Consider the following 26,420-nt stretch of genomic DNA (forward strand, 5'->3'; position numbering starts at 1 on the left):
GCCTACCTCTAGGAATGCTTTGACGATCAACCGGCGACCGCGGGAGCGGTCGTGGCGTCGGAGTTCGGGGTGCCGGCCGTCGCGGGCGCCGGAGCGGCTTCGGCCGGCGCAGCCGGGGCGGCGGGCGCCGCGGCCGGAGCGTTCTTGGCCTTCTGCTCGGCGAGCCACTGCTGGTACTCGGCCTTGGGCACGGCGCGCACGACGATCGGCATGAAGCCGTGGTCCTTGCCGCACAGTTCGGCGCACTGGCCGCGGTACACGCCCGGCTCTTTGATCTCGGTCCAGGCTTCGTTGACGATGCCCGGGATCGCGTCCTGCTTCCAGCCCAGCGCCGGCACCCACCACGCGTGGATGACGTCGTCGGCGGTGATCACGAAGCGGATCTTGGTATCGGTCGGCAGCACCAGGACGTTGTCGACGTCGAGCAGGTAATGCTCGTGGTCGGCCTGGGTGACGGTCTTCTTGCTCTGGCGCAGCGCGTCGCTCTTGCGGTCCAGGCGGCTGGTGAACGAGACGTTCTCGCCCAGGTAGTCGTACTTCCACATCCACTGGTAGCCGGTGACCTTGATGGTCATCTTCGACTCGCGGGTGTCGTACATCTTGATGAGCTTGCTGGTCGCCGGGAACGCCATCGCCACCAGCAGCACCACCGGGACCACGGTCCAGATGATTTCCAGCTTGGTGCTGTGGGTGAAGTCCTTATCCGGCACCGCGCCCTTGGAGTGGCGGAACTTGAACATCGCCACGGCCATCGCGCCGAACACCAGGATGCCGATCGCCACGCAGATCCACAGCGCCATCATGTGCGCTTCGTAGGCGTTGACCGACTGCGCGGTGACGCCACGGCCCATGTTCAACTGCCACGGCTTGGGATCGGCCGCCTGAGCAAATGCAAGGACCGGCACCGCCATCGCGGCGACACCCACTGCCCACTGCTTGAAACGACCGGCTTTCATCAGTTCGAGCCCCGAAAATCGTAGAAGGTTGCGTTGTCTGCTCCGCGGGCTGCCCCTCCCGGCACCGGCCCGGCCAGATGCTGGCGCGGGGGACCGTCCGGAAGGAGGTGGCTGGCGAGCCCCGTCCAGGGCCCATCACGCCGGTGACGGCGCTACGGATAATCCGCGAAATGGTAGCCTCCGACCCGCTCTGCGGCAACCCGCGAGGCGTTCACGCACGCGCTGCGGGCCTTGCGCGAACGGCCCGGAGCGACCGTCGCCGGGGGCTGTGCGGGCCCTGCCGACCGCCGCTCCGGCCGACGCCGACAGCGCGGCGACCGGCTCCATTCGGCCCGATTCGGGGCCGCCCGGCGCTCCGATGCGCGGGCCGCAACGCCGGACGCCGGCTTACGACAGTCCGGATTGGACCGAAAGCTCTAAACTAAGCGACTCCCCTCCGCTGCGCTGCGGTCCGAATGACCATCGACTCCTCCTCCGACGCCGCCGACGGCCCGCCGCCGCGCGCGCTGATCAGCCCCGAACTCCCCCCGGTCCCGGCCGGCCCGCGCGCGGCGATCACCGCCGCCTGGGTCCGCGACGAGGCCCAACACGTGGGACGCCTGCTCGAACAGGCCCGCCTGCCCGAGAGCGACCGCCAGGCCGCGCAGGCCACCGCCGCCGACCTGGTCGCGCGGGTCCGCACCCGCGCCCAGGACCAGGGCGCGATCGAAGCCTTCATGCGCCAGTACGACCTGGGCAGCGAGGAGGGCGTGCTGTTGATGTGCGTGGCCGAGGCGCTGCTGCGCATCCCGGACCAGGACACCGCCGACAAGCTGATCCGCGACAAGCTCGGCGAGGCCGACTGGAAGCGCCACCTGGGCCAGTCCGACTCGGTCCTGGTCAACGCCTCGACCTGGGGCCTGATGCTGACCGGCCACCTGGTCGATCTGGCCGACCACACCAAGCGCGACGTCCATAACGCCTTCAAGCGCCTGATCGGCCGCGTCGGCGAGCCGGTGATCCGCCTGGCCGTGCGCCAGGCCATGCGCATCATGGGCCACCAGTTCGTGATGGGCCGCACCATCGACGAGGCGCTGTCGCGCTCCAAGAAGGGCGACAACGCCAGTTACCGCTATTCCTTCGACATGCTGGGCGAAGGCGCCCTGACCACCAAGGACGCGCTGCGCTACCTGGAGGCCTACCGCCAGGCGATCCACGCGATCGGCAAGAGCGGGCCCGGCGGCCACTACCTGCAGCACGACGTGTTCGCCGCGCCCAGCATCTCGGTCAAGCTGTCGGCGCTGCACCCGCGCTACGAGCACGCCAAGCGCGAGCGCGTGTTCGCCGAACTCACCCCGCGCGTGCTGGAACTGGCGCAGCTGGCCAAGCGCTACGGCATCGGCTTCACCATCGACGCCGAGGAAGCCGACCGCCTGGAAATGTCGCTGGACGTGATCGCCGCGGCCTACGCCGACAAGTCGCTGGACGGCTGGCAGGGCTACGGCCTGGCCGTGCAGGCCTACCAGAAGCGCGCGCCGGAGGTGATCGACTTCCTGGCCGACCTGGCCCGCCGCACCGGCCGCCGCATCCCAGTGCGCCTGGTCAAGGGCGCCTACTGGGACAGCGAGGTCAAGCGCGCCCAGGTCGACGGCCAGCTCGGCTATCCGGTGTTCACGCGCAAGCCCAACACCGACGTGTCCTACCTGGCCAACGCGCGCCGCATGCTCGAAGCCAGCGACGCGATCTATCCGATGTTCGCCACCCACAACGCCCAGACCATCGCCACCGTGCACCGCATGGCCGCCGGGCGCGCGTTCGAGTTCCAGAAGCTGCACGGCATGGGCGACGACCTCTACGCCGAAGTCGTGCCCGCCGACCGCCTGGACGTGCCCTGCCGCGTGTACGCGCCGGTCGGCTCGCACGAGGACCTGCTGCCCTACCTGGTGCGGCGCCTGCTCGAGAACGGCGCCAACTCCAGCTTCGTCAACCGCATCACCGACGAAGACATCGCGATCGACGAACTGATCCGCGACCCGGTCGAAACCGTGTCCGCGTTCGCCAGCATCCCCCACCCGCGCATTCCGCTGCCGGTCGACCTGTACCGCAGCTACGGTTTCGAGAGGACCAATTCCATGGGCGTCAACCTCGCCAACGATCAGCAACTGCAGTCCCTGGCCGAGCAGGTCAATGCCGCCGTGGGCGACTGGCGCGCCGCGCCGCTGGTGCCGGGCGCCAACGCCGCCGGCCCCGACATCGCCGTGACCAACCCGGCCGACCGTCGCGAGACCGTGGGCCAGTGGCGCGCCGCCGATGCCGCCACCGTCGAGCTGGCGCTGAAGAACGCGGTCGCCGCGCAAGAAGCCTGGGATACGACGCCGGCCGCCAGCCGCGCCGCGATCCTCGAACACGCCGCCGACCTGCTTGAACAGCGCATGCCCGCTTACATCGCGCTGTGCACCAAGGAAGCCGGCAAGACCATCCCCGACGGCGTCGCCGAGGTGCGCGAGGCGGTCGATTTCCTGCGCTACTACGGCCAGCAGGCGCGCAAGCTGTTCGCGCCCGAGGCGCTGCCGGGCCCGACCGGCGAGTCCAACACCCTGCACCTGTCCGGCCGCGGCGTGTTCGTCTGCATCAGCCCCTGGAACTTCCCGCTGGCGATCTTCGCCGGCCAGATCGCGGCCGCGCTGGCCGCCGGCAACAGCGTGATCGCCAAGCCGGCCGAGCAGACCAACCTGATCGGCTACTACGCGGTGAAGCTGCTGCACGAAGCCGGCGTGCCGGAAGCGGTGCTGCAGTTCCTGCCCGGCGACGGCGCCACCGTCGGCGCCGCGCTCACCCGCGACCCGCGCGTGGCCGGCGTGGCCTTCACCGGCTCCACCGACACCGCGCGCGCGATCAACCGCGCCTTGGCCGCGCGCGACGCCGCGATCGGCGTGCTGATCGCCGAGACCGGCGGCCAGAACGCGCTGATCGCCGACTCCTCCTCGCTGCCGGAACAGCTGGTCAAGGACGCGATCGGCTCGGCCTTCACCTCGGCCGGCCAGCGCTGCTCCGCCGCGCGCGTGCTGTTCGTGCAGGAAGACATCGCCGACAAGGTGACCTCGATGCTGGCCGGCGCGATGGCCGAGCTGAAGGTCGGCGACCCCGGCCTGCTCTCCACCGACGTCGGCCCGGTGATCGACGAAGACGCGCTGAAGATGCTCAACGACCATGCCGCGCGCATGGACCAGGAAGCGACCAAGATCGCCGAAGTCGCGCTCGACGCCGACAGCGCCCACGGCAGCTACTTCGCCCCGCGCGCCTACGCGCTGAAGTCGCTGGACCAGCTGCACAAGGAAGTCTTCGGCCCGGTCCTGCACGTGATCCGCTGGAAGGGCGACCAGCTCGACGCGGTGATCGACGCGATCAACGCCACCGGCTACGGCCTGACCCTGGGCATCCACTCGCGCATCGACGAGACCATCGAACGCATCGCCGCACGGGTCAAGGTCGGCAACTGCTACGTCAACCGCAACCAGATCGGCGCGGTGGTCGGCGTGCAACCCTTCGGCGGCCAGAACCTGTCCGGCACCGGCCCCAAAGCCGGCGGCCCGCACTACCTGCCGCGCTTCACCACCGAGAAGACGATCACCGTCAACACCACGGCGGCCGGCGGCAACGCGTCGTTGCTGACGCTGGGCGACTGATCGCGTACGGCATCCCGCAGAACCGACAGCCCCGCGAATGCGGGGCTGTCGGTTTTGGGGTTAAGCCAACGCGGGGCAGAGCGCTCCGTGAATCGCAGCCTCTATCGAGCGCGCTCGCACCTCGTTGTCGCTCGCAGTATGCATCCGCGGGATACCCAGTCCGATTGCTTACGCCCCCTTCTTGCGCGCCCTGCGGATCTTAAACACCGCCATCACGATCTTTGGCAGAGCGACGCCAATGGCCAATAAAAAAGACCCCAGAAAGAAGCCAACCGCTACGGCATCAATGGAGGCAGCCTGGCTTTGAACGGTGAGATAAGTCAGCCGAGCAACCGACGCCCCAAGAAAGAAGAAAGCCAGAAGAACAATGACCGCCGTGAGCCAGCCGTAACGAACGCCTGGCGCTACCTTCCTGATGAATTCCTCAAGCGTCGCGAAGGCCATTGCGGTCGCCAATGCGTAGCCGCAAAGAACCCAGAGCCTTTCGGCCGGGAGGCGGATGTCGACGTGCTCGGCTCCAAGGAAGCTCGCCGAGAACCACGTGCCCAGCAAGAACGCCAACACGCAGACTGCAAGTTTCATGGCCTTCCCCCCCCCCAAACCGCCAGACGAGATCCAAGTCGCCGCAAATCATCGCATCTACAGACTTACTCGCGTCGAAGGAGAGAGACAACCCGCCTTCGGAATAGTGAGCAACTTGGGGCCACCGGTAACGGAGGAACGCGAAAACAAGGCCCTCGGCACCCCTGCGCCGCATCGGCGCCCCACTCCAGCCGCCCCAAATGATCGTTATGGACAAAATAGAGCTGACCGCCCCGGCGCAGACCAATGGGTTCGCCACCTAGTCAGATTTGGTTGCTCCATGCCCCTCCAGCGTATCCCGCGAATGCGGGGCTGCTCTTGTAGGGGCTAACAAGCCGCTATCGGGCTTTGCACGCCATCGTTCGATCTCCCGTCAAAACAACCGGGCCTACTTCGCCGCAGACCTCTGTACGGCAACGCAGCTGGGCAGGATTACCTGGTAATCCAGTACCAAACGGTTTCCGTCTCGCGGTCGACCGCTATTCCTGCCGGATAGGTGGAGCCCGCATGGCTCATTTTCGGGCACGAGTAGAGGCCGAGCGGCATAGGCGACGGCCCCTGCGAGTCCTTCGCCAAGTACTCCGGCCACCATGGCGTGCTCCGCTGTGTCCTTCTGCGATCCGGAAGATCCGGCGCCGGTCGCGCCGCGCAATTCGCGAGCAGCCCCGCGATATCTCCACTGCCATATCGGAATCGCAACCACAGCTCCCCGGTGTCGACATTGTGCACCTCAACGATGCTCCGGGCAGACCGCGGCATTTCCTTTGGAAGCCAACCCGACTCGAAGGCTCGCTTCGTTGCTGCCTCGGAGTATGTGGCGTACGTCTCCGAAAGCACTTCTTCGTAACCGAAGATTCTTGAGCACCCACCCGCCATACCTAGACCCGCAAGAACGACCAGAACAATGAAGGTCTTCATGGAAACTCATTCCTGAGGGCATCAAGTTCCTGCAACGGCGCCACGCATACGTCCCGAGACATCTTCAGCCATTCGCCCCTCCGGAACTGCGGCCGGTACACCAGGAGCCTGGGCGGCCTCAACGCCTGCCGGTACCCGCAGCCCTGAACTGCGAAGCAGCGTGCTCACACCCAGAAAAAGAATACGGCGGCAAGGGCGACGACGCCAAGCGCGAGCGATATCCCCATCGCCAGATAGCCTTCAAGCCACATCCTCAGCTGGTCGATGGATGCGTCTTTTCGCAACACTTTGATTGCCGAAAGCGCACACCCGAGGATTCCGCCACAGCCGAAGAACACCAAGCCACAGGCTCCTCCTACGCCGGCCCCCATGAGAATGGCTTCCTGCGAACTGCCACGCTCGGTCGCCACATAGGCCCCCACTACCGCGCCAATAAGCAAAGCACCCAGGGCAGATCCAACGCCACGCATAGATTCGTCCCCGCGATAGAGTGAGTGAGGCCGCTCGCTTGCTTTGTACTCCGCGCGGAAAGCCTTCGGTAGTGCGCGTCATACCGACCGATGCATCAATGGCATGTTCGCGCCCATGCCGGTCCGCGGGCCAAGCGACGCCAACTCGATCCGGCCTGATGCCAGCCGGCGCTTCGCGAAAGGGAGGGTGCCCAGCGCGCCGATCGAGAACGCCGCCACGCAAGCCAGGAACACGGTCTGAGAAATGGTGCGCAGCCTGGCGCTTTCACTTCCGATGCCTTGGGACCCGCGCGCGAATCTACTAAAGAGCCCCGCGTCAGCGGGGCTCGTGAAATCGCAGTGATCGATCACCGCGATCCATTGCGGCGGCAAGACTTAGGGAATCGGATTCCCACCGCCGCCGCCGCCACCACCGCCCGGGCAGCTGGCCATGTTGAAGAAGCTGCGCGTGGCGCTCTGACCGTCCGCGCTGCCGACCACCAGGGTCGCGCTCTGGCCGCTGCCGACTTCGGCGGTGCGTCCGTCGGGCGAGTACCAGATCACGTTGCTCCAGCTGTAGGTATACGGCGGCAGGCCGCCGTTGACGGTGGCGGTGACGCTCCACGAGTCGCCGCAACCGCGCGCCGAGGCCGGCATGATCACGATCAGCGGACCCAGCGGCTCATAGGCCACGCGATCGTCGTACAGCTGCGCCCAGCGGCCGTCATAACCGCCGTTCTGCGGCAGCTCCCAACCGTTGAGCAGCCACTGGCCGGCTTCGTAGTTCTCGCGCGTGTCGATGCCGCCGGAGTGCACCAGCAGATCGTGCTGGCGCCAATAGGCGTTCAAGGACGCGTAGTCGCCGCTGGCGTCGGCGCGATTGCGGTTGTAGCTGTCGCGGCCGGCGCCGCTGTAGCCGCCGAGCTTGTCGGAACCGGAGATGGTGTCGGCATTGGTCTCGGCCGAGTACGCGCCCCACAGCCAATCCTTGCCGAGCACGCCGTCGCGGCCGTCGGTCAGGCTGGAGCTGGAGGTGTCGCGCGACAGCACGTAGAAACGTTGCAGACCGACCGGCACTTCGACCTGGCCCAGCTCGTCGGTGATCGGCGTGTCGAGCAGGATGTCGGCGGTCTGGCCCGAATTCCAGTTGATCGACCAGTTGGCCCCCGACCACTGCCCGCCGAACACGTCGGCCAGGTCCTGCAGTTCGTAGGTGATCCGCTTCACCAGCGACCACGACACCGTGTCGTCGCGGCCGGCGGCCAGCGCGTTGGCGTTGCCGTAGTTGATGCTGCTGGCGCCCCAGGCGGTGACCGCGGCGTTGGAGGTCTCCGGCACCCACACGTAGTGCACCGACTTGTCGTCGTCGTTGGTGACTTCGACTTCGGCCTTGTTGTTGGCGGTGCGACGCGCGGCGATGGTGCTGTAGGCGTCCTGCACGAAATGCAGTTCGTGACCGTGCGTGCCGAGTTCGGTGTTGTCCTCGTCGGCCTGCCAGATCATCACGTGCTTGCCGCCGGCGACCTGCATGAAATTCAGGTCGGAGCTGCCGTAGCTGCGCATCACATGGTCTTTGTGACTGGTGATGGTGACGTGGCCCACGTACTCGCCGCCCGCGCCCGGTGTGCCGGTCACGCCGCGCACCACGACTTCGATGCGTTCCCAGTCGTGGATCTCGTTGGCCTTCTTATCGACCGGGTGATAGACGTGGTACAGCAGCACCAGGGCCTTGCTGTTGCCGTCCATGTACTCGATCACCGACGAATACAGAGTCGGGCGGATGCGCCAGTTCGAATAGGCGCCGGTGCCCGCGGCCGAGGCGGCGATGTACTGCGACAGCAGGTTGGGCCAGGTGTAGCGGTTGTTGGCGAAATTGCCGTCGCGATCGAAGTCGTAGTTCGAAATCCAGTCGCGACCCTTCTTGCTGCTGCTTTCCTCGGCGCGCTGCATGATCACCGGCGCGTAGTGCTGCAGATAGGTCTTGCGTTCGGCCGGCGTCAGCAACCAGGCCTGCGCGGACGCGACGCCGCTGGCGAGCACGGCGGCAAGGAACAACAACAGGATCGAACACCAGCGCAAGGACAGGCGCGGCGAGAGGGCGCCGCCCGCTTTGGCAGCGGACGGCGCGGAACGGTTCACAGGGTGCATCGGTGTCTCCTTAATCCATCAAGGCACCTGCCGGGGCAGGCGAGTTCATGATGCGGAAGGGCTGCCTGCATCGGTCCGCGCAGGCCCTGCGCCCCGCGACGGGCTTTATGTGCCGTCGCGCGCATCGCGTCCATCTGTCCACTCGCGTGCCCCGCTGTCAATCGGTTTCGCGAAGCGCTGTCTGCGGCCTCACCGAAATGGCACACAAAAGGCATAAAAAAAGCCCCGCCGAAGCGGGGCTTTTCGAATAACGCGTCGTACCGTGGATCAGAAGTGGTACTGCGCCGAAACGCCGAACAGGTTCACGTTGCTGCTGTAGGAACCGAACAGGCGCTGGCCGCCCTGGGCCGGCGGGGTGACGATGCCGATCTGCGGGGTGTCCGGCTCGATGCGCACGTAGGAGAAGTTCAGCTCGAGGTTCTCGCTGAAGTTCCAGGTGGCGCCGATGGAGTACCAGCGACGGTCTTCATCCGGCAGGCGCGGGGTGCGCGTGGCGTAGGTGGTCGGGGTTTCGTCGTAGGCGTAACCGGCGCGCAGGGTCCAGGCGTCGTTGAGCTTGTACTCGCCGCCCAGCGACATGAAGCGCGTGGTATCCCAGCCGAAGTGCTCGACCGAATCCGCGTCCGGGTTGGCGAAGTCGATGCGGATTTCCTGCAGCGACGACCAATCGGTCTCGGAGTAGTCGGCCAGCAGCGAGAACTGGTCGTTGAACTTGTACTCGACGCTGACGGTGGTGACCGACGGGGTGGTCAGCTTGGCCAGGGCCTTGCCGTCCTTGAACAGCGGCGTGGCACCGAGCGGGCCACCGGCCACGGCGGCCGGAACGGTCCAGTCGACGGTGCCGCTCAGCTCGTGATCGATTTCCGAACGGTGCGACAGGCCGATCGCCAGCTTGTCGTTCGGGCGGAAGTTGACGCCGATGACCCAGCCCAGGCCGGTGTCGTCGCCTTCGACCTTGGCGAAGCCATCCGAGCCCTGCGGACGCGCGAACGCCGGCGCGGTCGGACGAGCCGCCGGCGGCAGCTGGCCGAACAGGATCGTGCCGAAATCGACCGACTTCGACAGCTCAGCCTCGGCCTTCTCCCAGATGATGCCGCCGCCGACCGACAGGTGGTCAGGCACCAGGTCGAACGCGGCCGACAGGGTCAGGTCGACGGTCTTGAGCTCGGACTTGGCGGCGTAGTAGCGGCCGACCCAGCCGGGCTTGTACTCGGTCTTCAGACCGAACGGCGCGCTGACCATGGCGCCCACGGCCAGGCCGTTATCGAACTTGTGGATGATCGACATCGCCGGAACCGGGGTGACGTCGCCGGCTTCGCCGCCGTCGCCGCCGGTGAGCGGACGGCCGAGCAGGTCGTAACCGCCGCCGCTGAACTTGGCGTTGAGGTCGATGACGGTGACGTCGGCCTGGAAGGTGGTGCCTTCGAACTGGGTCATCGCTGCCGGGTTGTTGGCGACGACGGAGGAGTCGCCAGCGGCCACGCCGGAACCGGCGAACGCGCGACCCATGGCCTTGACGCTGTTTTCCTTGAGCTGGAAGCCCGAAGCGTGGACCTGGCCCAAAGCCAGGGCGCCGGTGATGCCCAGCGCGAGGGCGGTCAGGCGCGTATAGCGGTGTGCGTGTTGCATGCGTGTAGTCTCCATTGGAGTATTTTTTGGTATTCCTCGGCCGTCCGAGCGGCTCCGATCTGGCTGGAGCTCGCACCGCCGGAAAGCCCCTCCCGACGTACGACGCCGTATGCACTATAGCGCGGCCGTTAACTGAAAGCTAACAATAGGTCCCAGTTCCACCGCTACCGTTTTTGGCCTCATGCCGTGCCGGTTCCCCCCTGTTCGTACCGGCCGGACCTGAATCCGCGACGCCCCAAACCGATGTTCATCGCCATCCCCTCCCGCGAAAAGGCACCCCTGCGCTGGGCCACCCCCCTGCTGTTCGCGGTGCTGTGGCTGTGCTTCATCGGCTCGGCCCTGCTGCCGGACACCGACGAACGCCGCCTGATGCTGGAATGGGGCGCACTGTCGGGCGGCCTGGCCACCCCCGAGGCCTGGTGGCACGCGATCCGCGACGGCAGCGGCCTGCGCCTGTTCAGCGCCTTGTTCCTGCACGCCGACTGGGCCCACCTGCTGGGTAACCTGGTGTTCCTGCTGATCTTCGGCCTGCCGGCGGAGCGGACGATGGGGCCGTGGCGGTTCCTGGCCCTGTTCCTGTGCGGCGGCGCGGTCGCCAACCTGGCCGCGGTGATCGCGATCGGCACGCCGGACCGGTTGATCATCGGCGCCAGCGGCGCGGTCTCGGCCCTGATCGGCGCCTACCTGGCGCTATTTCCGGGCGCCAAGCTCGGGGTGGTGGTGCCGCTGGGGCTGTTCCTGCAGTTCGTGAAGGTGCCGGCGCCGCTGCTGATCGGCGTCTGGGCGCTGCTGCAGGTGGTCTTCACCTTCATCGGCCCGGCCTTCGGCGCGGTCGCGTGGTCGGCGCATCTGGCCGGCTTCGCCTTCGGCGGCGCGTTCGCGCTGATCGCGCGCGCGGGCATCGCGCGACGGATGAGGCGCCGCCGCGGCTTCTGAAGGCCGAGATTGGGGATTAGGGATTAGGGATTCGACACAGCAGTTCGGTACTGCGCAGTTGAGTTTCGGTACTCGCTCCCCAAGCTTAGAAGCAGGCGCTCGCTCACGCTTTTGCGAATCCCGAATCCCCAATCCCGAATCCCTGCCCCATGGCCAAGACGCTCTACAAAGTCACCTTCCTCAACGCCGGCAAGGTCTACGAGCTGTACGCGCGGCACGTGGCCTCGGGCGCGCTGTGGGGCTTCACCGAAGTCGGCGAACTGGTGTTCGACGTGCACGAAGGCCTGGTGGTGGATCCGACCGAGGAGCGCCTGCGCGACGAGTTCGGCAACACCCGCATGCTGCACCTGCCGATGCACAGCATCGTGCGCATCGAGGAAGTGGAGCGCAAAGGCCAGTCGGCGATCCGCGACGCGGCGACCGGCGAGAAGGTGGTAACGCCGTTCCCGCTGCCGGCGAAACCGCGCTGACGCAGGCGCCTACGCGCAGCGTAAGCGCGTGCGCACATCGTTGGCGCGCGGCATGGCCCACCGTTTTAATGCCAATTTCGCGCTTCAACTGCGTATGAAATCCACTCATTCATGAGTGCGCCGTCTATCCATCCGCGGCGCCGCTGATGCGCGGCGGCACACGCCGCTGCGATGCTAGGCTGCTTTCCGGGCCCTACGCAGCGCGCGACGATGAGCCACGACGAACCAGCCAGCAGCACGATACGGCTCAAGGATCTGAGCTTCGCCGTCGAGCGCGCGCAAATCGCCGGCTGGCTGTACGACGACGCCAGCGGCGAGGCCCGCTGGTCGATCGATGTGCACGGCAGTGCGCAGCGCTTCGGCCAAGGCGAGGTGCAGCAGGATCTGCAGCCGCATTTCTACGACGAGATCATGCCGGCGCGGATCGACGATTGGCGCCAGCTAGAGGGTTTCGCCTACAGCTTCGAACTGGAGCGCGACGACGCGGTAGGCGACAGCCTGCCTAGCCTGTATCTGTGTTCGCATCTGAGCCTGCCGCGCAGCGAACTGCGCCTGGGTGCGCGCCGCGGCGCGCGCTTCGCCCTGCACTGGCGCGGCCTGGCCGAGGCCAACTGGGACGAACGCTATGGCGAGGACATGCCGTTCGAGATCGACCTGGAGATTGCGTTCGCGCATCAGGAGGTGCGCTACTGGCATCGCGACGACGGCGACGACTACGAAGGCGCCGCCCGCGCGGTCATGGCGCGACGCGGACTGTCCGGCGAGCACTTGCGCTATCGCGAACACAAACGTTTTCGCGACGATCCCGGCGACCAGCACTACCGGCTGATGCGCGTGTTCTTCGATCCGCTGGGTTGAAACCCGCGCGTGCGTCGCGAAACGATGCGACCGGATGCGAAGACGCCCGGCTTGCGGCCGGGCGTCGTCGGGTTTGGTGCGGACGGGTTGGCGCCGGATCGCTGAGCCCGGCGCGCCGCGCTCAGCGCTTGGTAGCGCCGTCGTCGGCCTTGGCCACCACCGGCTTTTTCAGCTCCGCCAGCGCGGCCGCGATAGGCGCGTCGCCTTCCAGCACTTCGCCGGCGTTGGTGCCCGGCGCGTCGTCGACGTCGCCGCGCAGATGGCCCGGCAGGCTGGCTTCGCTGTAGCTGGTGCGGCCGCCGTTGGCCGCTTCCTTGGCCGGATGCAGGGCGACGTCGGGCACGATGCCCAGGGCCTGGATCGATTTGCCGCTGGGCGTGTAGTAGCGCGCGGTGGTCAGCTTGACCGAATCGCCGTTGTCCAAGGGCAGCACGGTCTGCACCGAGCCCTTGCCGAAAGTGCGGCTGCCGACCACGCGCGCGCGGCCGTTGTCGCGCAGCGCGCCGGCCAGCACTTCCGAGGCGCTGGCCGAACCGGCGTCCACCAGCACCACCACCGGCGCGCCGTCGATGCGGTCGCCCGGGGTGGCGCCGAACTCGGCGTCGCTGATCGCGATGCGGCCGCGCGTGCTGACGATTTTGCCCTTCTCCAGCAAGTCGTCGGCGATCTGCACCGCCGAGGTCAGCAGGCCGCCGGGGTTGCTGCGCAGGTCGATCACCAGACCGCTGAGCTTGCCGCCGGCCTGGGTCTTGAGCTTCTCGATCTGGGTTTCGAAATCGGCGGCGGTGTCGGCCTGGAAGGCGCTGATGCGCGCGTAGCCGTAACCGGGCTCGAGCATGCGGCTGCGCACGCTGGCGACGCGGATGGTCTCGCGCGCCACGGTCACGTCGAAGGGCTTGTCGCGTCCGGCGCGCACGATGCTCAGCACGACCTTGCTGCCGGGCGCGCCGCGCAGCGGCCCGGAGCTGTCGCCTTCGTCGGCCTTGAACGGCTTGCCGTCGATGGCGATGATCAGGTCGCCGGCCTTGATGCCGGCGCGCGCGGCCGGGGTGTCGTCGATCGGCGAAATCACCCGCAGCGTGCCGTCGGGCTGGCGCTGCAGTTCGACGCCGATGCCGTCGTAGGCGCCGCGCGCCTGCTCGTCGAAATCGTCGGCGGCGACCTTATCGAGGTAGACGCTGTGCGGGTCGAGATCGAACAACAGGCCGCGTATCGCCGAGTGCATCAGCTTGCGGTCGTCGACCGGTTCGACATAGGCCTGCTTGACCGCGTTGTAGACCGCGACGTAGCGGCGGATCTCGTCCAGCGGCACCTTGGACTCGGACTTGTCGTCCTTGGCCTCTGCCTTGGCCGGTTTGGCCTCGGCGGGCGCGGGCGCTTCCTGCGCCGCGGCGGGCAGGGCCGCGCCGGCCAGCGCCAGCCCCAGCAGCAGGGCTCGCGTCAGGCCAGGACGGGAGGACAGCGGATGACGCAGGCGCATGCATGGAACTCCGTAACGGATACCGGTTGGACCGCGCGGCGCGATCGAGGTTCGGTCGCGGCGTGTGGTTCGAATAGGAACACGTTAGGCAGGGCGGCGGGAAGCTTTCGTTAACGCCCGGCGGACGCATTCAGGCGCCATGTGGCGGGGCGGGTGACGGGTGAAGCAAATCCCCCTTAATCCCCCTTTTCCAAAGGGGGAGAAAGCAGGGCCGCCCGGCCGGTCTTCCCCCTTTTCAAAAGAGGGATTAAGGGGGATTTGCCTTTCCCCTCAGCGCCGCAGCCAGGTCGCCGGATTCACCGGCTGGCCGTTGCGGCGCAACTCGAAGTACAGCGCCGGGCGGCCGTTGCCGCCGGAGCTGCCGACGGTGGCGACCGGGTCGCCGCGTTTGACGCGGTCGCCGACGTTGCGCAGCAGGGCGTCGTTGTGGGCGTACAGGCTCATGTAGCCGTTGCCGTGGTCGACGATCAGCAGCAGGCCGTAGCCGGTCATCCATTCGGCGTAGACCACCTGGCCGTCGCCGACCGCCTTGACCGTGGCGCCGGCGCTGGCGCCGATCAGCAGGCCTTCGCTGCCGCGCCCGTCGGGCATGGTGCCGCCGTAGCCGGCCAGCAGCGCGCCCGAGACCGGCCAGCCCAGCCCGCCGACCTGCAGCGGCGCCGCGCTGGCGACCACCACCGGCTTGCGCGTGGGCGTGCTGCCCGCGGGCTTGCCGCTGTTCTGGGCGGCGCGCGCTTCGCGGGCCTCGCGCGCGGCCTTGGCCACGGCGGCGGCCTTGCGCTGGGCCTCGGCGCGCGCGGCGGCCTGGCGCAGTTTCTTCAGCAGATCCTCCAGCCCCTTGGCGTCGCGGCCTAGCGCGCGTTCGCGGCTGCTGCGGTCCTGGTATTTGCGGTTGATCTGCTCGACCACGACCGCGCGGCTTTGGCGGTCGTTCTGCAGCTGGCCCAGCTGCGCGCGCTGCTGCTTGCGCGCGCTATCGAGTTCGGACCGGCGCGTCGCGATGTCGCGCTCGACCGCGTCGAGTTCGGCCAGTTCGCCGCGCAGTTGTTCGATCCGGCGCGCGCGGTCGCGCTGCACGTAGCCGTGGTAGGCGAGCATGCGATTGGCGTCGGCGACCTTGTCCTGGGCCAGCATCACCTTCAGCGGCGCATCGCCGCCTTGGGCGTAGGCGGCGCGCAGCAGCTGCGCGAGCTCCTCGCGCTTGGCGCCCAGAGTCCCCAATAAGGTTTCGCGCCGCTGCTGCAGCTGCGCCAACGAGGATTGCTCGCGCGCCAGGCGCTGCTCGGTCTCGCGCAGGCTGCGGTTGGATTGCCCGACCTTTTCGTCGACCTCGCGCAGTTCGCGCGAGGCGGCGCCGCGCTGGCCTTCGAGTTTGCGGCGCTCGTCGGCGACCGATTTGAGTTCGCTCTTGATGCGTTCGAGCTTGCGTTCGGCATCGCGGCTGCTGTTCTGCGCCGCCGCCGGCGCGCAGGCCAGCAGCGACAGCAGCAGCGCCACGGCGAACGCGCGCAAGGCCGGCATCAGGCGACCGACCCGCCTTCGATCGCGCCGTCCGAAACCAACAGGCTCTTGCCGGTCATCTCGTCCGGCTGCGGCAGGCCGAGCAGGTCGAGGATGGTCGGCGCGACATCGCGCAAGGCGCCTCCGCTGCGCAGGCTGGCGCGGCGCGGGCCCAGGTAGACCAGCGGCACCGGGCCGACGGTATGGGCGGTGTGCGGCTGGCCGGTGGATGGGTCGCGCATCATTTCGAGGTTGCCGTGGTCGGCGGTGATCAGCAGCGCGCCGCCGCTGTCGCGCACGGCCTGGGCGATCGCGCCGATCGCCACGTCCACCGCCTGCGCGGCCTGGATCGCGGCGCCCAGGTCGCCGGTATGGCCGACCATGTCGGGGTTGGCGATGTTGCAGATGGCGACGTCGATCGCGCCGGAGCGGATCGCTTCGACCAGCTTGGCGGTGACTTCCGGGCAGCTCATCTCCGGCTGCAGGTCGTAGGTGGCGACCTTGGGGCTGGGCACGAGGATGCGGGTCTCGCCCGGGTAAGGATCCTCGCGGCCGCCGCTGAAGAAAAAGGTCACGTGCGCGTACTTCTCGGTCTCGGCGATGCGCAGCTGCGTGAGGCCGTGCTCGGCCAGCAGCTCGCCGAGGGTGTGGCGCAGGTCGTCGGGCGCGAACGCGACCGGTGCCGGCAGTTTGGCGTCGTACTCGGTCAGGCAGACGAAGCGCGACAGACGCGGCTGACGCAGCTCGTAACCGGAGAAATTCGGATCCACGAACGCCGCGGTGAGCTGGCGCGCACGGTCGGCGCGGAAGTTCATGAACACCACCGCGTCGCCGTCCTGGATCGGACGCGCGCCGTCGATCACGGTCGGCGCGACGAACTCGTCGGTCTCGCCGCGTTCGTAAGCCTGCGCCAGTGCGGTCTGGGCGTCGCCGGCGTGGTGATCGCTGGCGGCTTCGACGATCGCGTCCCAGGCCCGGCGCTGGCGGTCCCAGCGCTGGTCGCGGTCCATGGCGTAGTAGCGGCCGCTGACCGAGGCGATGCGGGCATTGCCGACCCGGTCGCAGACCTCCTGCAGGCGCGCCAGGCTGGGCGCGGCCGACTTGGGCGGCATGTCGCGGCCGTCGAGGAAGGCGTGCACGGCGACCTCGGCCACGCCTTCGCGACGCGCCAGTTCCAGCATCGCGAAGATGTGCTGCTCGTGGCTGTGCACGCCGCCGGGCGAGAGCAGGCCCATCACGTGCAGGCGCCCGCCGGAAGCCTTGGCCGCGGCGCAGGCCGCGCGCAGCTCGTCGTTGGCGTAGAAGCTGCCGTCCTCGATCGCGGCGTCGACCCGGGTCAGATCCTGGTACACGATGCGGCCGGCGCCGAGGTTCATGTGGCCGACCTCGGAATTGCCCATCTGGCCGTCCGGCAGGCCGACGTGGCGGCCCTCGGTATGGATCAGGGTGTGCGGCTGGCTGGCCAGCAGCGCGTGCCACTGCGGCAGCTCGGCCTGGGCCAGGGCGTTGTCGGCCGTCTCCTCGCGATGGCCCCAGCCATCCAGAATCAGCAGAACCACGGGGTGGGGGCGCGCGGAGGGGGATGGCACGTCGCGTTTCCTAGTGAGGGGGCCGGAGCCGGCGTTGCGGTTGCCCGGGATTGTAGCGGAGCCGGCCGCGACGGCATTACGAAGGACACGCGCCGAAATCGGTGTCGATGCCTTAAACCTGTGCCATGCCCAGCGCATCAGATCTTACGAACCCACCCAACGGGAACGCCCAAGGACCCCGCCCATGACCCGCAACCGCTTCGCTCTCGCTCTCTCGCTGGCCCTGTCCGTAGCGGCCGCGCCCGTATTCGCCGCCGATCAGAACATCGACAAGGTCAACGGCAGTATCAACGTCGAAGCCGGGCAGACCTACGGCAACCTCGAAACCGTCAACGGCAGCATCCGCATCGGTGCCGGCGCCCGGGTCAAGAACGCCGAAACCGTCAACGGCAGCATCAACGTCGCCGAAAAGGTCCAGGCCGGCGGCCTGGAGACCGTCAACGGCAGCATCCGCGTCGCCAACCACGTGCAGATGAACGATGGCCTGGAGACCGTCAACGGCAGCATCTTCGTCGATCGCGGCGGCAACATCCGCGGCGGCGTCGAGACCGTGAACGGCTCGATCGGCCTGGTCGACACCGATGTGTCGCAGAGCATCAAGACCGTCAACGGCGACCTCACCGTCGGCGCCGGCTCGCACGTCAAGGGCGGCATCACCTACGACAAGCCCAATTTCCAGCTGTTCTCCAGCAATCGCCGCAATCCGCGCGTGATCATCGGACCGAACGCGCAGGTCGACGGCGCCCTGGTGTTCAAGCGCGAAGTGGACCTGTACGTGCACTCCAGCGCGAAGATCGGCCCGGTCACCGGCGCCACCGCCGTGCGCTATTCCAGCGATACCCCGCCCAGCAAGTAAGCGCGGCGACGCTGAACGGCCCGGACCCGACCGCGTATTCACGATAGCGGTCAGGTCCGCGGGCCGGTTCGGGACATAGAATGGGATTCCGCCGATGTTGGCCGTCCCGGAGTCGCCATGTCCCGCACACCGTCCCACCCCACTCATTGGTTGAGCGCCACCTCGGTGCTGGCCGCCGCGCTCGCCGCGACCGCCTGCAGCAAGCCGCCTGCCGAAGCGCCGACGGCCGCAGCTCCGCAGGCCGCCGCGCCTGCCGCCGCCTCCAACCATGCCTTCGACGCGGCGATCAACGCCGCCGATTTCGCCGAGCACGTCAAAATCCTGGCCTCCGACGAGTTCGGCGGACGCGCGCCCGGCAGCGCCGGCGAGGAAAAGACCGTCCAGTACCTGGAAGCGCAGTTCAAGCGCCTGGGCCTGAAGCCGGGCAACGGCGACAGCTATTTCCAGACCGTGCCGATGGTCGAAACCACGGCCGACGAAACCACTTCGCTCAAGCTCGACGTCAAGGGACAGGCGCGCGAGCTCAAGTTCGGCAGCGACATGGTGGTGGGCACGCGCACCGGCAAGTCGGAAGTGAAGGTCGACGCCAGCGACCTGGTGTTCGTCGGCTACGGCGTCAACGCGCCCGAGCAGAACTGGAACGACTACGCCGGCGTCGACGTGAAGGGCAAGACCGTGGTCATGTTCGTCAACGACCCGGGCTTCCACGGCCAGGACGCCAAGCTGTTCGAAGGCAAGCGGATGACCTACTACGGCCGCTGGACCTACAAGTTCGAGGAAGCCGCGCGCCAGGGCGCCGCGGCGGCGCTGATCATCCACGATAGCGAGGGCGCGTCCTACGGTTGGGACGTGGTCAAGAACTCGTGGTCGGGCGCGCAGTTCGACCTGCCGGCCAAGGACGATCCGGAACCGCGCCTGCCGGTGCAGGGCTGGATCACCGGCGACGCCGCACGCAAGCTGCTGGCCGACCTGGGCCAGGACCTGGACGCGTTGTACAAGGCCGCGGGCAAGCCCGGCTTCAAGGCGATTCCGCTACAGGCCAAGGCCTCGATCGATCTCAAGAGCCAGATCAGCGAGAAGTCCTCGCGCAACGTGATCGCGCGCCTGGACGGCGCCAAGCGTCCGGACGAGGCCATCGTCTACATGGCGCATTGGGATCACCTGGGCGACCACGCCGACAAGGGCGGCCACGAGGGCCACGGCGCCGACGCATCCGCCGCCGCCGCCGACACGATCTACAACGGCGCGATCGACAACGCCACCGGCGTGGCCGGCATTCTCGAGATCGCCGAAGCCTTCACCAAGCAGACCCCGCCGCCGGATCGCTCGCTGCTGTTCGTGGCGGTGACCCTGGAGGAATCCGGCCTGCTCGGTTCCAAGTACTACGTCGCCCATCCGACCGTGCCGCTCAACAAGACCGTCGCGGTGATCAACCTCGACGCGATGCCGGTGATCGGCAAGGCGCGCGATATGACGGTGATCGGCTACGGCAGCTCGGAGCTCGAGGACATCCTCAAGACCGTCGCCGGCGCTCAGGGCCGCACCCTGCACGCCGAGGCCACGCCGGAAGACGGCTTCTACTTCCGCTCCGATCACTTCAACTTCGCCAAGGCCGGCGTGCCGGCGTTGTACGCCAAGGGCGGCGACGACCTGATCGACGGCGGCACTGCGGCCGGACAGAAGGCCAACACCGATTACCGCGACCATCGTTACCACAAGCCCGCCGACCAGTTCGATCCGGGCTGGAAGATAGACGGCGTGGTGCAGGACCTCGACGCGCTGTACGCGGTCGGCAAGACCCTGGCCGGCAACGAGCAGTGGCCGAACTGGTACGAAGGCAATGCCTTCCGCGCCGCGCACGACAAGCTGATGCAGCCGGCCGGCAAGTGACGACCCGGCGCCTCTCCCGCTCGCGCATGCCTAGGCTGCCGCGAGCGGGAGAGGTCGCCTTGGCTATCGAATAGAGCGGGGGCGTTGCGCTCTGCAGCGACCGCGCCTTCTGTGGGAGCGGCGTAGGCCGCGACGGCCCCCTCCTCGCAACGTCGCCCTCCCCGCCGCGAATCGTGAGCCACGAATCCCGTATCCGCCCGATGCAGGAGCGGCGCGAGCCGCGACCGCCGCAATGAAACGGCGCCGCTACTCCAGTCTCCGCGACCAGGCCAGCTCGGCTGCGCCCGCGTACGGCGCCCCCTCCATGTGGGAACGAAGCAAGCCACGCCGCAGCAACGAAGCGATGGCGCAGTTCGCCGCATGGCGATCGCGGCTCACGCCGCTCCGATAGACGGGGCGTTCAAGTCGTCGATTTTCCTCGAACCTTGAGCGGTCATGCATCCTTTGGAGACGCCGGCCGCGCTGTCGCGGCCGGCGTTTCGTGGCCTTCATCGCATGCGTCGCATGGAATCCATCCGCGAAGGCGGATTTTCTCGCCCACTCTATGCGCAGTCCGCGCGATGCGTCGCGGAGCGTCGAGCGGTTCGCCCCACAGGGATTCGTTCCCTCAACCGCAAGGCCGCCTAGGGTTTGCCTCGCCGGTCGGGTCTGCGGCCTTAATCCCAGGTACCGGTTTGCCCGTATGCGCTGTTGTTGCAGATTAGGACAACGACTATGCGCGGGTGGTTGGGCCAGCTAAACGGGGCGGGAGCGTAGACAGGCATCAGCGAGGTATAGCAGCCCCAGTACGGGCCGCCGGGGACGACGGTTTCCATCGGGCCGTCGTAAACCTTCACCTTCTCCGACAGGCCGTAGCTGAGGAGGATGTCACTGACTTTTTCGGTGTTCTTCGCCTTCAACGCCTCGTGAAACTCGGGTTGCGCATTAGCGAATTCGAGAACGACAGCGGCCTCGGCGAGGCTGGGCATGTCCGTACGGGGATCGTCCTTGGCCTGCACCGCTTCCCGGCTTTGCGCCCAGGCATGGCCGCCGACCAAGGTGAAAAAAGTGAGCGCGATGCAAATGATCTGGCTTCTGGTGGAGCGAAGCATATGTGTATCTCCTGGCGTTTCCGTCGCGGAATGCGATGGACGTCCACCAGTCGCGCCGAGCGCGAGGAAGGTTCAATGCGATCGCGACTTTTCTTGCGGTAGCAGGAACAGGCCGGCGCCGAAGATCGGATCGTGGCCCGGCGAGCCGAGATCGCGCGCCGCAGCGCGGGCGGTCGGGCGTATCGCGGTGGGCGCGCGTGCGCCCTCGCATTCGGTCGCCCGCAACAAGGCGCCCGCGACCAGCGCGGAGGCCATCGACGTACCCGACATCCTGCGGTAGGCACTGCGCGTGCCGTCGGGAACGGCAACGAACACATCCACGCCGACTGCGGCGACATCGATGCGGTCGCCGCGACTGGCGTGCTCATAAGGCTTGAGCGCGTTGTCGATCGCAGTCACCGCCAACACCGCCGGGTGGCTGGCCGGAAACGGCACGCGTCGCCGCGCGCCGCCGTTGCCCGAAGCGGCCACGACGCAAACGCCACGCCGATCGATTTCATCCACCATCAGGCCGAGTAGCGGATCCTCTCGGCCGCCGAACGCGAGATTGAGCACGTCGGGCCTCGCGATGGCGGCCGCATCGAGCGCTTTCGCCAAGTTCGTGGTGGTGGCGACCGCGATGCCGTCCTTGCGTTCGGTAAACGCCGCAAAACTCAACAATCTGGCGCCGCGAGCGACTCCGGGCACCTCGGAACCGGAGCCGGCGATCAGGCTTGCGACGGCGGTACCGTGCGCTTTGGGTGTCGCGTCCGCGATGAACAAGCGCTGCTCCAAACGCGCGCCGCGCAGCGCCTCGTGGTCGAGCGCCACCGAGGTGTCTATCATCGCGATCGTGCGGGCGGTCGCACTCGTATTCGCGTTCACCTGCGTAGGCGCGCCCAACCCATGAATCGCAAAGCGCTTGGGAGCCGGCTCGGCGTCGCTCATCGTTTGGAATACGAAATTCGGCTGTGGGCCGTGCACGTCCGCCGATTGCGTCAGCCGTTGCAGGGCGGCTTCGAGCGAATCCCTCTTGCGCAGGCCCGCGACGACTAGCGTGGTACCCAGGCTTTGCAACGGAATGGCTTCGATCAGATCGAGCCCCGCTTGGGCCGCGATTGCGGCCGGGTCCGCATCGGTGGTGAAGAGCACCTGGTCCGGCAAGGTCTCAGTCACATCACGATCGCGCAGCGACTCGGTATTTTTCAGTAGACCGAGCGGTATGGAAAAGCCATGCAGAGAAATGCCGCGTTTGGGTGCAGCGGAGGGAGGGCCCGCTATGGGCACGCCGTTCGGCCCGACAACGACGGTTTGCGCATACGCCGGCGCCCACATGGACAGCGACGGTATCGCGAATAGCATCGCGAGGATCGACGCCAAACGAGGCCGTTTCACGGGCGTCCATCGCGACGGGGGCATGGCGAACGAGTTCATCCCTGCCGTCCCACGAACGCTACCGACGGCGATCGTTTGAGTGCGGCTTCGACCGCTTCAATCTGAGCTGCGTCTAGTCCGTCGGTAGGCGCCACATCGATCATCCCGTCTTCCGGTCCGTCGACGATGCGCAGATTCAGCTGCTCACACAGCGCTTGAACATCGGACCAAGGCGCGTCCGCGCGCAAGCGCAGGGAAAAGCGCACGCCGGCCGCGGCCGCGCGATCCGTGGGCCCGGACAGCGAAGCGTATTCCGCGCTCTCGCCGTAGCTCCGCAGTCGATACAGCATCACGGCTTGAACCATGCAAACGAGGGCCAATCCCGCAGCCAACGCCTTGCTCAACCAGGGCCGGTAGCGCGGCCGGCGCGAGCCGAACGACGTCTGCGCTGCCGGCGCGCCGACTTCGATCCGCGCCGGTTGCGCCGTTGCTTGGGCCGCCGGTGCGGATGCTGTCGAGGCGTCGAATAGCGGGACCGGACGGTTCGAGTCCGCCGTCTCCGCGGCGATTCGCGCCTGCAGTTTGCGCAGTCGATCGGCCGGCGATGCGGGCTCGGCTCCGAGCGAGCGTTGGCCGGATGCCTGGATCTGCGCTTGGAACTCCTGCACTTCAGCGAGTTCAGCGCGTAACTCGGGCATCGTAGCGAGCGCTTCGTCGATGCGCGCACGTTGCTCGGCGTCCAAACGGCCGTTGGCGTAAAACGGCAATAGCCCGGCAAGTTCGTGGATATCGTCGGTGTGATTCATGATGCTTGCTCCCGGAGCAATTTCCGCGCATGGAACAGGCGCGTCTTGACGGTGTTTTCGGGGCATCCGACGATCTCGGCGATCTCTGCCAGCGACTTCTCCTCGTAATAACACAACCAGACGGCTTCCCGGTGCTCGTGACTCAGTCGTTGCAAGCGGCGCCAAAGTTCATCGATGTCCGATAGTTTCTCGGCCAGACGGTCTGGAGTGTCGGCTTCGTCGGGCAGCTCTTCGAAGGATTGCGCTTCCTTATCGCTGACGGCAAGGCGTTCGCGATTCTTGCGAATCAGATCGATAGCTTTGTTGCGCACGATCCGTCGCAACCACCCCTCGGCGCTGCCTTGCCCCTGAAAGTTTGAGGCCGAGCGCCAGACATCGAAGAATGCCTCGTCCACCGCGTCGGCCGCGGTTTCGCGGTCGGCGGCCAGCAAGCTGGCGGCATAGCGCACCATCGTCGGCTGCAACAAGGTGTACAAAGCGGCGAAAGCAGTTTGGCTGCCCCCTGCGATCTCGCCGATCAACGCCGCGAGATCGCTACCGTCTTCCGGCGCGTTGGCCTCCTCCAAACTCCCCATGCAATGTCTCTCTTGAATGGCGGCACCGGGTACGACGCGATTAAGACTAGCATTGCGGGGACGCCTCCAGAATCGACGAGCGCCCACGGTTTATTCAATGTGACCATGCGGCGTGTGGCTGGGGAATCGATCCGCGCAGACCGATCAGCCGCCCGTCGGCTCGACAGCCCTCGGTTGAGAGGGCCGGCTGTCGAACGCGCGTAGAGCAACGAACGGGCCGAATCTGTCGGTTGGTCTGGCGCGTTCACGTGGCTCATTCCGAAGGGAACCCATAGGCTCCCCAGAAAGTGGGGGGGGCGGGGGGAGCTTTGCTTTGCTTTGCGTTCCCGTCCCAGCACTCGACACGAGTCCGTGGCTGGCTCTCGGGTATTGGGGCGACATCGCTATCCAGCGTGCATCCGGCGCGGGCCGGTCGCTCCGGTACGTCCTGGCCACTGACGGCGACGCATCTGCAATCCCAGCGTCCAGCCCGTCGCGCCCGGCCCCCATGCCGCCACCGCTTTTCCGCTAGGCTCTGCAACATCCTTCGCCGTGGAAACCCGTCATGACCCTGGCCCTCGCTTACTGGTGCGTGTTGTTCGCTGCGCTGCTGCCCTATCTGTGGGTGTACATCGCCAAGGCCAGCGGCCAGCGCTACAACAACCGCGACCCGCGCGGTTGGCAGGCGCGTCAGGACAATCCGCGTTCGATCCGCGCCAACGCCGCCCAGCTCAACGCCTTCGAGGCCTTCGCGCCGTTCGCGGCCGGCGTGGTGATGGCGCAGCTCACCGGCGTCGCGCACGCGCAGATCGCCGCGCTGGCGTTGGTGTTCGTGATCGCGCGCGTGCTGCACGGCCTGCTCTACCTGGCCGACAAGCACACCCTGCGCAGCCTGGTCTGGCTGGTGGGCTACGTCTGTGCGATCGCGCTGCTGGTCATGGCGGCGTTGAAGGCAGCCTCGATCGCCCCGATCTAATTTCTTGCGGCGGTACCGATCCGCCGCCTTCCATCTCGACCGGGTCGAACGACCCGGCCGAGCGCTACGCTAGCTTCGTCAAGGCCAAGGCAATGACTTCCGGCGTCACCGATACCGTCCGCGACCTCGAATCCGGACTGCAGCACGACGGCTTCCGCTTCCTCGAAGCCGACACCATGCGCGGCCTGCTCGAGCGCGACCGCCCGCTCGCCGACTGGCCCGCCTTCGCCGGCAGTTGGAACGACCTCGGCCCCGACACCTACCTCGCCCGCCACGGCCGCGACCGCAAACGCCGTTACGCGGTCTACTCCGCCGACGCGGAGGGCGGGCTGCGTCGCGAGAAGCACCAACCGCATTACCAGAGCCTGGACTACAACGTCCTGCAGGGCGATATCGAACGCTGGTTCGAACCGATCCTGCCCGAGGTCGGCGACAGCGACAGCCTGCTGCGCATCCTCGGCTTCTGCCGCGACTTCTACGGCGCGCTGGCACCGGCGGTCAGCGGTTGGCATATCGAAGTGCATCAGTTCCGCATCGAAGCCCGTGTCGACCAGTCCGGCGAGCCCACCCCGGAAGGCGTGCATCGCGACGGCGTCGACTATGTGCTGGTTCTGCTGGTCGATCGCCAGAACATCCTCAGCGGGACCACCTCGATCCATGCCGGCGACGGTCGCGAACTCGGCAGCTTCACCCTGACCGCGCCCTTGGATGCGGCCCTGGTCGATGACAGCCGGGTATTCCACGGCGTCACCGCCGTGACCGCCCAGGACCCCAGCCTGCCCTCGCACCGCGACGTGCTGGTGGTGACCTTGCGCGCCAAGGATTCTGCGGCGCGTTGATCGCCTGGTGTCGCTGGCCTCCAAACGAAAAATGCCGGCGCAAGCCGGCATTTTTGTCACGGCGCTAGGCCCTTCGGGTAGGAGCAGCGCAAGCCACGACCGCTTCGCTCCGAGCGACGTCGCCGCTTCGGGGCCAGCCTCCTGTGGGAGCGGCGTAAGCCGCGATGTCAGTGGAGCAGCGCCGTCGTTCGATGTGCCGCGATCGCGGCTGACGCCGCTCCCACAGGGTGGGATGCGTGCGGCTCGTGGCCTCCGCAGCCTCCCTGCTCCACGGTCGCGGCTTTAGGTGGGTTAGTTGCGTCGGCGCTCGCCCGGCTTTGGGGTAGGAGCGGCGTGAGCCGCGACCGCGCCAGTCCGAGCGACGTCGCCGGTTCGGGGGCCTGCCTCTCCGAACGACATCGTCGGTTCGGGGCCAGCCTCCTGTGGGAGCGGCGTGAGCCGCGATGTCAGTGGAGCAGCGCCGTAGTTCGGTGTGCCGCGATCGCGGCTGACGTCGCTCCCACAGGGTGGGATGCGTGCGGCTCGTGGCTCCGCAGCCTCCCTGCTCCGCGGTCGCGGCTTGCGCCGCTCCTACAGGGGGCGGTTGGGATTGCGGGGCGGGTCGACGGCAGCTGGATTAACTCCCGGTGTTCGAACGAACGCATCGGGATTAACTCGTCGGCGCCGCGGATTCGGACCGCATTAACTCGCCGTGCCAGCGCATTAACTTTGTTTCGCGCAAAGAAGAAGGCCGGCCCCCTTGCGGGAACCGGCCTTCGGATGAAGCCCCTGGCGATGACCTACTCTTGCATGGCTTAGGCCACACTACCATCGGCGCATATGCGTTTCACTTCCGAGTTCGGGATGGGATCGGGTGGTTCCACACAGCTATTATC

Annotated in this window: 22 protein-coding genes and 1 rRNA gene; 8 read left to right on the forward strand and 15 right to left on the reverse strand. The window is 67.3% G+C overall.

What is annotated here, in order from left to right; all coding sequences use genetic code 11:
- Positions 1-26: 26 nt before the first annotated feature.
- On the reverse strand, positions 27-956 hold the full coding sequence (gene coxB, locus ASD69_RS17325; protein ID WP_056181169.1) for a cytochrome c oxidase subunit II: 930 nt from the start codon (positions 954-956) through the stop codon (positions 27-29).
- 455 nt (positions 957-1,411) lie between these two features.
- On the opposite strand from coxB, the gene putA reads away from it, so the two are divergent.
- Positions 1,412-4,621 carry a bifunctional proline dehydrogenase/L-glutamate gamma-semialdehyde dehydrogenase PutA gene (gene putA, locus ASD69_RS17330; RefSeq protein WP_056181172.1) on the forward strand — a complete coding sequence of 1,070 codons (3,210 nt, stop codon included), beginning with the start codon at positions 1,412-1,414 and terminating at the stop codon, positions 4,619-4,621.
- Between the two features lie 168 nt (positions 4,622-4,789).
- Here putA and ASD69_RS17335 read toward each other — a convergent pair whose 3' ends face one another.
- The 6 genes from ASD69_RS17335 to ASD69_RS17355 all read right to left on the reverse strand — a co-directional run bounded on the left by ASD69_RS17335 (position 4,790) and on the right by ASD69_RS17355 (position 10,347).
- On the reverse strand, positions 4,790-5,203 hold the full coding sequence (locus ASD69_RS17335) for a hypothetical protein (protein WP_157499275.1): 414 nt from the start codon (positions 5,201-5,203) through the stop codon (positions 4,790-4,792).
- Between the two features lie 432 nt (positions 5,204-5,635).
- Positions 5,636-6,121, reverse strand: a complete 486-nt coding sequence (locus ASD69_RS22055; RefSeq protein WP_157499277.1) for a hypothetical protein — start codon at positions 6,119-6,121, stop codon at positions 5,636-5,638.
- 164 nt (positions 6,122-6,285) lie between these two features.
- Positions 6,286-6,591 (reverse strand): hypothetical protein, encoded by a 306-nt coding sequence (locus tag ASD69_RS17340; RefSeq protein ID WP_056181177.1) that lies wholly within the window; start codon positions 6,589-6,591, stop codon positions 6,286-6,288.
- A gap of 78 nt (positions 6,592-6,669) precedes the next feature.
- Positions 6,670-6,963: a hypothetical protein gene (locus tag ASD69_RS17345; RefSeq protein ID WP_056181180.1), complete on the reverse strand. Its 294-nt coding sequence runs from the start codon at positions 6,961-6,963 to the stop codon at positions 6,670-6,672.
- A 3-nt stretch (positions 6,964-6,966) separates the two neighbouring features.
- On the reverse strand, positions 6,967-8,718 hold the full coding sequence (locus ASD69_RS17350; protein ID WP_200944025.1) for a SprB repeat-containing protein: 1,752 nt from the start codon (positions 8,716-8,718) through the stop codon (positions 6,967-6,969).
- A 267-nt stretch (positions 8,719-8,985) separates the two neighbouring features.
- Positions 8,986-10,347, reverse strand: coding sequence for a porin (locus ASD69_RS17355; RefSeq protein ID WP_056181185.1), 1,362 nt, complete (start codon positions 10,345-10,347; stop codon positions 8,986-8,988).
- A 243-nt stretch (positions 10,348-10,590) separates the two neighbouring features.
- Between ASD69_RS17355 and ASD69_RS17360 the strand changes: the two genes are divergently transcribed.
- The 3 genes from ASD69_RS17360 to ASD69_RS17370 all read left to right on the forward strand — a co-directional run bounded on the left by ASD69_RS17360 (position 10,591) and on the right by ASD69_RS17370 (position 12,611).
- Positions 10,591-11,283 carry a rhomboid family intramembrane serine protease gene (locus ASD69_RS17360; RefSeq protein WP_056181188.1) on the forward strand — a complete coding sequence of 231 codons (693 nt, stop codon included), beginning with the start codon at positions 10,591-10,593 and terminating at the stop codon, positions 11,281-11,283.
- Between the two features lie 149 nt (positions 11,284-11,432).
- The gene (locus ASD69_RS17365; protein ID WP_055901988.1) at positions 11,433-11,753 is read left to right on the forward strand and encodes a DUF1820 family protein; all 321 of its coding nucleotides are present in this window, start codon (positions 11,433-11,435) and stop codon (positions 11,751-11,753) included.
- A gap of 210 nt (positions 11,754-11,963) precedes the next feature.
- The gene (locus ASD69_RS17370) at positions 11,964-12,611 is read left to right on the forward strand and encodes a hypothetical protein (protein ID WP_056181192.1); all 648 of its coding nucleotides are present in this window, start codon (positions 11,964-11,966) and stop codon (positions 12,609-12,611) included.
- A gap of 121 nt (positions 12,612-12,732) precedes the next feature.
- Here ASD69_RS17370 and ASD69_RS17375 read toward each other — a convergent pair whose 3' ends face one another.
- From ASD69_RS17375 to gpmI, 3 genes are all read right to left on the reverse strand, one after another.
- The gene (locus tag ASD69_RS17375; RefSeq protein WP_056181195.1) at positions 12,733-14,091 is read right to left on the reverse strand and encodes a S41 family peptidase; all 1,359 of its coding nucleotides are present in this window, start codon (positions 14,089-14,091) and stop codon (positions 12,733-12,735) included.
- A 270-nt stretch (positions 14,092-14,361) separates the two neighbouring features.
- Positions 14,362-15,612, reverse strand: coding sequence for a peptidoglycan DD-metalloendopeptidase family protein (locus ASD69_RS17380; protein ID WP_056181196.1), 1,251 nt, complete (start codon positions 15,610-15,612; stop codon positions 14,362-14,364).
- On the reverse strand, positions 15,612-17,180 hold the full coding sequence (gene gpmI / locus ASD69_RS17385; RefSeq protein ID WP_056181199.1) for a 2,3-bisphosphoglycerate-independent phosphoglycerate mutase: 1,569 nt from the start codon (positions 17,178-17,180) through the stop codon (positions 15,612-15,614). Before gpmI ends, ASD69_RS17380 begins: the two co-directional genes overlap by 1 nt.
- Before the next feature lie 184 nt (positions 17,181-17,364).
- Here gpmI and ASD69_RS17390 point away from each other — a divergent pair, with 184 nt between their 5' ends.
- Together ASD69_RS17390 and ASD69_RS17395 are read left to right on the forward strand one after the other, a co-directional pair.
- A complete protein-coding gene (locus tag ASD69_RS17390) occupies positions 17,365-18,036 on the forward strand; it encodes a hypothetical protein (RefSeq protein ID WP_056181201.1) in 672 nt (223 codons plus the stop codon).
- A gap of 117 nt (positions 18,037-18,153) precedes the next feature.
- Entirely contained in the window at positions 18,154-19,926 is a 1,773-nt protein-coding gene (locus ASD69_RS17395) for a M28 family metallopeptidase (RefSeq protein ID WP_056181204.1), read from the forward strand.
- A gap of 656 nt (positions 19,927-20,582) precedes the next feature.
- Here ASD69_RS17395 and ASD69_RS17400 read toward each other — a convergent pair.
- The 4 genes from ASD69_RS17400 to ASD69_RS17415 form a co-directional block, all read right to left on the reverse strand.
- Positions 20,583-21,017 carry a hypothetical protein gene (locus tag ASD69_RS17400; protein WP_056181207.1) on the reverse strand — a complete coding sequence of 145 codons (435 nt, stop codon included), beginning with the start codon at positions 21,015-21,017 and terminating at the stop codon, positions 20,583-20,585.
- Between the two features lie 72 nt (positions 21,018-21,089).
- On the reverse strand, positions 21,090-22,430 hold the full coding sequence (locus ASD69_RS17405) for a S8 family serine peptidase (RefSeq protein ID WP_082576587.1): 1,341 nt from the start codon (positions 22,428-22,430) through the stop codon (positions 21,090-21,092).
- Positions 22,427-23,176 carry a hypothetical protein gene (locus ASD69_RS17410; protein WP_056181214.1) on the reverse strand — a complete coding sequence of 250 codons (750 nt, stop codon included), beginning with the start codon at positions 23,174-23,176 and terminating at the stop codon, positions 22,427-22,429. Before ASD69_RS17410 ends, ASD69_RS17405 begins: the two co-directional genes overlap by 4 nt.
- Entirely contained in the window at positions 23,173-23,751 is a 579-nt protein-coding gene (locus ASD69_RS17415) for a sigma-70 family RNA polymerase sigma factor (protein WP_056181217.1), read from the reverse strand. Before ASD69_RS17415 ends, ASD69_RS17410 begins: the two co-directional genes overlap by 4 nt.
- A 544-nt stretch (positions 23,752-24,295) precedes the next feature.
- Between ASD69_RS17415 and ASD69_RS17420 the strand changes: the two genes are divergently transcribed.
- Positions 24,296-24,706, forward strand: a complete 411-nt coding sequence (locus ASD69_RS17420) for an MAPEG family protein (RefSeq protein ID WP_056181220.1) — start codon at positions 24,296-24,298, stop codon at positions 24,704-24,706.
- Between the two features lie 92 nt (positions 24,707-24,798).
- A complete protein-coding gene (locus tag ASD69_RS17425) occupies positions 24,799-25,545 on the forward strand; it encodes a 2OG-Fe dioxygenase family protein (protein WP_056181222.1) in 747 nt (248 codons plus the stop codon).
- Positions 25,546-26,311: 766 nt separating this feature from the next.
- Here ASD69_RS17425 and rrf read toward each other — a convergent pair.
- Positions 26,312-26,420 (reverse strand): 5S ribosomal RNA (gene rrf / locus ASD69_RS17430); the annotation flags it as partial.

It is taken from the genome of Lysobacter sp. Root604 (genome assembly GCF_001427505.1).
Classification (GTDB): domain Bacteria; phylum Pseudomonadota; class Gammaproteobacteria; order Xanthomonadales; family Xanthomonadaceae; genus Lysobacter.